The organism is Siminovitchia thermophila, assembly GCF_016909185.1.
GTDB classification, from domain to species: Bacteria; Bacillota; Bacilli; order Bacillales; family Bacillaceae_C; genus Siminovitchia; species Siminovitchia thermophila.
The window spans coordinates 105,685-112,595 of record NZ_JAFBFH010000015.1 but is presented as its reverse complement, the minus strand read 5'-3'; the positions used below and the strand labels follow the sequence as shown (position 1 = coordinate 112,595).

Annotated in this window: 7 protein-coding genes; all 7 read right to left on the bottom strand. The window is 46.3% G+C overall.

What is annotated here, in order from left to right:
• Positions 1–136: 136 nt before the first annotated feature.
• Positions 137–520, bottom strand: a complete 384-nt coding sequence (locus tag JOC94_RS12055) for a 5-carboxymethyl-2-hydroxymuconate Delta-isomerase (protein WP_077114552.1) — start codon at positions 518–520, stop codon at positions 137–139.
• A gap of 96 nt (positions 521–616) precedes the next feature.
• Complete coding sequence (locus JOC94_RS12050) at positions 617–1,375, bottom strand: fumarylacetoacetate hydrolase family protein (protein ID WP_077114550.1); 759 nt, start codon at positions 1,373–1,375, stop codon at positions 617–619.
• On the bottom strand, positions 1,372–2,154 hold the full coding sequence (locus JOC94_RS12045; RefSeq protein ID WP_077114548.1) for a fumarylacetoacetate hydrolase family protein: 783 nt from the start codon (positions 2,152–2,154) through the stop codon (positions 1,372–1,374). Before JOC94_RS12045 ends, JOC94_RS12050 begins: the two co-directional genes overlap by 4 nt.
• Positions 2,155–2,372: 218 nt before the next feature.
• A complete protein-coding gene (locus JOC94_RS12040) occupies positions 2,373–2,831 on the bottom strand; it encodes a flavin reductase family protein (protein WP_077114567.1) in 459 nt (152 codons plus the stop codon).
• 40 nt (positions 2,832–2,871) lie between these two features.
• Complete coding sequence (gene hpaD, locus JOC94_RS12035) at positions 2,872–3,855, bottom strand: 3,4-dihydroxyphenylacetate 2,3-dioxygenase (protein WP_077114546.1); 984 nt, start codon at positions 3,853–3,855, stop codon at positions 2,872–2,874.
• 12 nt (positions 3,856–3,867) lie between these two features.
• Positions 3,868–5,343 (bottom strand): 4-hydroxyphenylacetate 3-monooxygenase, oxygenase component, encoded by a 1,476-nt coding sequence (gene hpaB / locus JOC94_RS12030; protein ID WP_077114544.1) that lies wholly within the window; start codon positions 5,341–5,343, stop codon positions 3,868–3,870.
• 21 nt (positions 5,344–5,364) lie between these two features.
• Entirely contained in the window at positions 5,365–6,885 is a 1,521-nt protein-coding gene (gene hpaE / locus JOC94_RS12025; protein ID WP_077114542.1) for a 5-carboxymethyl-2-hydroxymuconate semialdehyde dehydrogenase, read from the bottom strand.
• Positions 6,886–6,911: the final 26 nt, after the last annotated feature.

Here is a 6,911-nt window from a genome sequence, read left to right as displayed (position 1 = left end):
TCTCCTACTGAATGTTAGTTGAACCAATCGGGCATTTAGGTGCCGTTTTCTCACACTTAGACCTTTTGTATTCACTCAAGATTTTGATGTGGGAGTCTACGGCACCTTACATGCGGGATAAAAGCGAGTCCCGGCATTACTTTTTATATCGTTTATGAATATTGTTCTTTTTATATGTTGGTCTTGTGAATTCGGCTACTTCCATCGATAGAGCAAAGTATCTTTTTTCAAATAAAGCGGCGAAATGATCTTCGATAACAGCAAATAGTTTGTCACAGGCAGCAACAAGCCGCTCTTCGGAGCGGCCTCCGCCAATTTTAAGTGTGACATGTACGAAAGCATCGTTTTCGGTTCCATCCGCAACGACATAATCCTTCAGCTCGACAGCCCTTGTTCGAATCCCCCCGATCGGGAATAAACCGTCATTTTTGAGAAGAGACTGATTGATTTTTTCCAGAAGTTCGCCAATATGCCCTTCTCCTTTTATATTGTCCGTATACTCCACTATGACGTGAGGCATGAAACCCTCCTCCTTTACAGTAAAGAAAACTTGCCTAGTTGCACTTATACTTAAAGCGAGTTACGCTTTCATTCCGTCGAATAAACTTCCAGCCAATTAACGTTTTGAAAAAACTTCATCACCAACAATGTTATTGACGAGCCTGCCCAGCCCCTCAATCTCGGTTGCGACTTCATCTCCCGGAACAACATCGACGGTTCCTTTAGGCGTACCTGTCAGGATCAGATCATTTTCATCAAGTGTCATAAAGCTGCTCAAGTATTCAATTAGAAACGGAATGTCAAAAACCATGTCCTTCGTTGATCCTTCCTGTTTGAGTTCTCCGTTTACATATGTACGGAGCGCAAGGTTCATCGGGTCTGGAATGGCCGAAGCTTCGACAAACCACGGGCCAATAGGCGTGCACGTATCACGGTTTTTCACCCGTAAATTGGGACGATAATAGTTTTCCAGGTAATCACGCAAGGCATAGTCGTTCGCAATCGTATAGCCTTTGACGTATTGATAGGCATCTTCACGCTTTACATGCTTTGCTTTTTTCCCGATAATAACGACCAACTCGCACTCATAGTGCATAAACGTAACATCTTGTGGACGGCGTGTTTGAGCGTTATGGCCAACAAATGTATTCGGTCCCTTTAAAAAGACGAGCGGTTCTTCCGGAGCTTTAAAATCAAGCTCGCTGGCATGGTCGGAATAGTTCAGGCCAAGGGCAAATACAGTTCGCGGTTCAACCGGGGGCAGCCAAACAACCTCATTATGGGAAACAAGGCGGCCGTCCAATAATTCTAGCTCGCCATTTTTTTCAGCCGCTTCATGGACAGCGCCAAAGCACGCCACTCTAGCTTTCCTCATTTCGACTCTCCCCTCTGTTCCGGAGCAATGGTATTTTCCAAGGCGCCGATTCTCGAAATCTCAATGCGGACATGGTCGCCTTTTCCGACAAGTGGTGCTCCTTCCGGAACTCCGGCAAGCAATACATCTCCCCGATTCAGCGTCATAAAGTCCGTAACATCTTCGATTAATGTTGGAATCGATCTGATCATGTTTCTCGTGTTATTTTCTTGCTTTAACTCGCCATTTATATAAACACGAATGTTGAGCTGCCCGGGGTCAACAATATCATCCTTGGAAACAATCCATGGACCAATCGGGCAAAATCCATCCCGTGCTTTTTGCTTAATCGCCGGGCGATATACACTTTCATGCGGAATGCTGACATCATTAGCGATCGTGTAGCCTTCAATATAGTCCCATGCATGCTCCGCCTTGACGTGGGTCGCCGTTTTTCCGATTACAACAGCAAGCGCTGCACCCATTTCAAGGCGTTCTTCTCCGGCAGGAAGCGGAATCGGGCAGTTACATCCCGTTAATGTATTGGCAGGTTTGATATAAAGGATCGGTGCTTTTGGTGGCTGTTTGTAAGGCGGTTGATGAAATTGTTCCCGAAATTTATCGTACTGGCCTTGATAGTTTAACAAAACGCCATAAACTGTACCACTGACAGGCGGGTTCCAGGTAATGTCTGAAATCGGCTGCTGGTCACCATGTAGTTCTACCACAAATTCGTCCAAATTAGCCCGCACATCATCCCAAGCACCAAGCCCCCGAAGGCTGGCTTTTACAAGACTCATGTTCTCACTCCTCTTTTCTGGCCTTGATTATTTCCCTTAACGTTATGCCGCGCACTTTAGCGAAGTACTCATACATTAGGTAAAATACGAATCGGATTTGAAGAATACTCGCGAGAATTTACAAATACTCGCCACATCCGCAGACTACTATCCAGTTCAAACAAAATACTCGCTACTAAGAAATATCCCGTCCGTTTCCGGAACGGGCGGGATTTCCGTTATATGACTTTTTTATACTTTCCTTCAAAGAATCCGAGCGGCTCTCCGTCCTGGACGCGCAAATCCGTCACCTCGCCGATATAGAGTGTATGGTCTCCGGCGATCATCGATTGATGGACGTCGCATGTCAGATTCACCAATGCGTCCGGAATGACCGGCATATCGTTAAATGTGTCAAATGAGATCTTCCGTTCTTCTTTGATTTGGCCTGCGAAGTAGGCAGACATGTCTTGCTGACGCTCATTCAGAACACTTACGGCGAACGTTCCGGACTCTTTAATGAGGCGGTTCATGTTTGCTTTTTCGCCAATGGAAATAAGGACAAGCTTTGGATTTAGCGAAACAGACATGAAGGCATTCGCTGTCATTCCATGAACCGCTTCGCCTACCTTTGTCGTAATAACGGTCACCCCTGTCGCAAATTTCCCCATCGCTGTTCTAAACAGACGATCATCCACGTTCACTCCCCCTTTTTCTTTACTCCCATATACATCTTTTTTATATGATAAATTCAGGCTTGCGCTTTTCAAGTTTCGGCTCTTTTGTCGGCACTTCTGCTCCACTTATTACGTCCAGAACAGTTGATGCTTCGTTGAACCAACAGTCAGGCGCCGCATGTCCCCAAAATGTTTGACGCATCGGATCGTCAACATCCCAGCGAATCGGCTTGAAGTCAGGGTCACTCGTCAAATAGTCGCCGCTGTATAACTCAATGCGATGGCCATCCGGATCCCTCAAATAGAGAAAGAAGGCATTGGATAAACCGTGGCGGCCCGGGCCCCTTTCAATGCTTTTGCTATAGCCGGAAGCGGCGAGGACGTCGCAAGCATGGATGAGCGCCAACGGATCGGGAAGCCAGAAGCCGATATGATGAACACGTGGGCCAACTCCGTTCATAAATGCTTGATCGTGAACCGTTTGCTTTCTGTGAAGCCAAGTCGCCCATACTTCCCCTTTTTTCGTATCTGTATATTCGGAGCAAGCAAATCCTAGTTCGTTCATATAGAAATGTTGGGCTTTTTCGACATCTTCGACCATGCAGTTAAAATGATCAATTCGTTGAATACGAGCCCCCCTGTACAGGTCGTACCGTTGCAACAGGCGCTCGACATGATCCATCTTGGCAAAAAACTCAAGCGGAAGTCCCGATAAGTCTTGGACCCGGAGGGTGCGGCCAAGCCCAAGCTGTTTTCCTTCCGCGATCCACTTTGTTTTATATCCCTTCTCTGTAAAAAATTCGGCAATGACATCCAGTTCAGCATCTGATGCCACTTTGTAGCTTAGTGCCTCTACCGCGGGCTTCACGGCTTTTTTCAAATGGATACTGTGGTGATTATGTTCTTCAAGTCCTCGTAAATAAAGATTCTCGGAATCTGCTTCCGTTTCAATAAATCCCAATGTATCCACATAAAATTTTCTTGATGCCTCCAGATTCGTAACGTGTAAAACAACTCTTGCACAGCGAACGATATTAAAGTTCACGATGGTTCCCCCTTATGCATTTATAAAATGAGGTTTGGCCGATTTCTCTTTTTTTAGGAAGTCCGTTACAAATTCTTTATATGGTTCTTTTTCATATCCGCTAAAATAAGTCATGCCCATTCGGATGGGATCTCCAAAGAAGTAGTATTCATAGTGTGTTTGCCTTGCACCGAACGCACTCAAAGTCAAGTCCCAGGCCAGCCTGAACAATTGTACACGCTCATAGCCATTCAAGTGCTTGCCTTGAAGTCCACGATCAAGTATGGGACCAATTTCTTCATGATTGAAGTCATCTTGCGTTGGAATGCCCATCAAGCCGGAAGCCCCCAAGATACGGACAATTTCCACAAGACGCGGGTAAATGCGCGGATACCAGTTGCGTGCCGCGTCAAGAGCTGCAAAATCTGGTGTCATGACTCCCCATTTATCAATTTTGGCATTATGTTCTGCTTTGTACATATGAGAGCGCATCGTTTCAAGAACGAGCATGATTTCTGTGCCTTTATCCTGGACATGCTGGAATTGATCAATCCCGATTGCATCCATGATGCTCAATGCGACACCGAGAATGAATTCTGTTTTGACAATATTTTTAGAAACAACCTGGTGTGACATGTGAACAACGGCATTTGTTTCTTTAAATGTCCGATTGCAGATCGCGGAATTGCCGCAAACGAAGACACGATCCCAAGGTACAAATACATGTTCAAACGATACAACCGCATCTCCTTCTTCAAAACGGGATGAAAGCGGATGATCCCAAGTGCTTTTACCATAATCAAATGCTTCACGGCTAAGGAATTTCAGGCCGGGCGTATTATTCGGGATGGCGAAAGCCAGTGAGTACGGATCATCTTGGGCTCCGGATTTGTTGACTGTAGAGGGGAAGACGATAATTTCATCTGTAATGGCGCCCTGTGTCGCGAGCAATCGTATACCATCAACGATAATGCCGTCACTCTTTTTCTCCACAAGATGCAATGCGACATTTGCGTCTTTTTGCTCAGCCTGGGCTTTGGCGCGGTTCACTTGCGGATGAATGAGCGTATGCGTCAGGCTAAGGTCGTTTTCGCGGGCGTATTCATAATATTTTCTCGCATTATCGGCAAAGGCCGGGTCCCCTTCCGCAAAAAACTCGCTCGCCGCACCGGCCGCCATAACTTCGGCATTCATATAATCCGGAGAGCGGCCCATCATGCCGCCGGAAGTACGCGCCCATTCCTGGATCGCTTCCCGGCGTGCGATGATATCATCAATTGTTTCCGGCACTTTAAACGTCATGCCCACTTGATTTCCCGTTGTCGGAGATGTATAAAGCATTTTTTCAGGCTTTTCATATTGAAGATCGTACAAATAAGCCATCGATTGCACTACATTTTTAAATGCTGGATGCTCCGTCACATCATCCACTCTCTCCCCGTGAATGTATACGTTGTTGTTTGCCTTCTTCAGTCGTTCGATATATTCTTTGCCTGTTTTAGCTGGCATAGGACTTCACGCTCCTTCATTCTATTTTCCAAATTGGGGAATACGATGGTCGCCGATGGCAACATGTATTACTTTTGGTTCTGTGTAAAATTCCAGAATGGCGTAATGTCCGCCTTCACGGCCAATTCCGCTTGCTTTCATGCCGCCGAACGGAATTCTGAGATCCCGGACGTTTTGCGCATTAATCCAAAGCATTCCGGCTTCTACTGCCTGGGCGACACGGTGGCCGCGTTTTATGTCATTTGTCCACACATAACCGGCAAGTCCGTATTTAACATCGTTGGCATAGGCAATGACTTCTTCTTCTGTTTCAAACTCTATAACCGCCATAACCGGCCCGAAAATTTCTTCTTGGGCAATTTTCATGTCGTTCGTGGCATTGAGCAGTAGTGTAGCAGGCACATAATTTCCTGTTTTCAGCTCCTCTGGAACCGTTCCTTGAAAGACCTCGCAGCCTTCTTCCTTGGCAATTTCAATATAGCCTGTTACCTTTTCAAAATGGCCTTTGTCGATAAGCGGCCCCAACTGCGTGGCAGGATCCATCGGATCACCAATCTTAATATTTTGAACCCTTTCTTTTAGCGCTTTGACGAATGTATCTTTAATGTTCTTATGAAGGAACACTCTCGAATTCGCCGTACAGCGCTCACCGTTAAAGGAGAAAATGCCCCAGACGGCCGCATCCAGAGCACGGTCAACGTCAGCATCGTCAAAAACGATGAGCGGAGACTTTCCACCCAGTTCCATGGAAGTCTTTTTCAATGTATCCGCAGCGTTTTTAATAATCGCTGAGCCAGTTACCGTTTCCCCCGTAAAAGAAATCGCTTCCACATCAGGATGTGCTACGAGCGTGGCTCCCGCTGTTTCCCCGAACCCATGCACGATGTTAAAAACACCTTCCGGAAGCTCCGCCTTATGAATGATTTCTGCCAGTTTATTCGCTGTAAGCGGTGACAATTCCGCCGGTTTTAAAATAACGGTATTACCTGTTGCGAGTGCCGGCGCCACTTTCCACGTTGTGAGCATGAACGGAGCATTCCACGGAGTAATTAATCCGACTGGACCGAGCGGACTGTAAACGGTATAGTTGACAAATTCGTTGTCTTGCATATAGGCTTCGCCGTGCATTCTCGTTTGCACCATGCGCGAGTAGAATCTAAAGTTCTCTGCCGCACGCGCCGCCATATTCCTCGTCTGCGCAATGGGCAGTCCCGTATCAAGTGATTCGAGGTATGAAAGCTCTTCTGCTTCTTCGTCGATCAGGTCGGCGATTCGTTCAATATATTTCATGCGCTCGGAAACTTTCATTTTTCCCCAAGGCCCTTCTTTAAATGCTTTTTTTGCCGCAGCCACCGCCTTGTCGATCTCCATCTTGCTTCCTTTGGAAACATGGTTGATCACTTCATTCGTGAATGGACTGTGATTGACAAACCGGGCACCGCTCTCAGACTCAACAAATCTTCCATTGATATATTGTTGAATATCAGGCTGTTTTGTATGTTTTCGGATAGCTGATTGTTCCGCTGTTTTTTGTTCCAACATGTTCACCTTCCTTAATGATGATTTAA

What these genes read in the sequence shown, in the direction of transcription:
- JOC94_RS12055 (WP_077114552.1), bottom strand. Translation starts at nt 520, where the DNA reads ATGCCTCACGTCATAGTGGAGTATACGGACAATATAAAAGGAGAAGGG.
- JOC94_RS12050 (WP_077114550.1), bottom strand. Translation starts at nt 1,375, where the DNA reads ATGAGGAAAGCTAGAGTGGCGTGCTTTGGCGCTGTCCATGAAGCGGCT.
- JOC94_RS12045 (WP_077114548.1), bottom strand. Translation starts at nt 2,154, where the DNA reads ATGAGTCTTGTAAAAGCCAGCCTTCGGGGGCTTGGTGCTTGGGATGAT.
- hpaB (WP_077114544.1), bottom strand. Translation starts at nt 5,343, where the DNA reads ATGCCAGCTAAAACAGGCAAAGAATATATCGAACGACTGAAGAAGGCA.
- hpaE (WP_077114542.1), bottom strand. Translation starts at nt 6,885, where the DNA reads ATGTTGGAACAAAAAACAGCGGAACAATCAGCTATCCGAAAACATACA.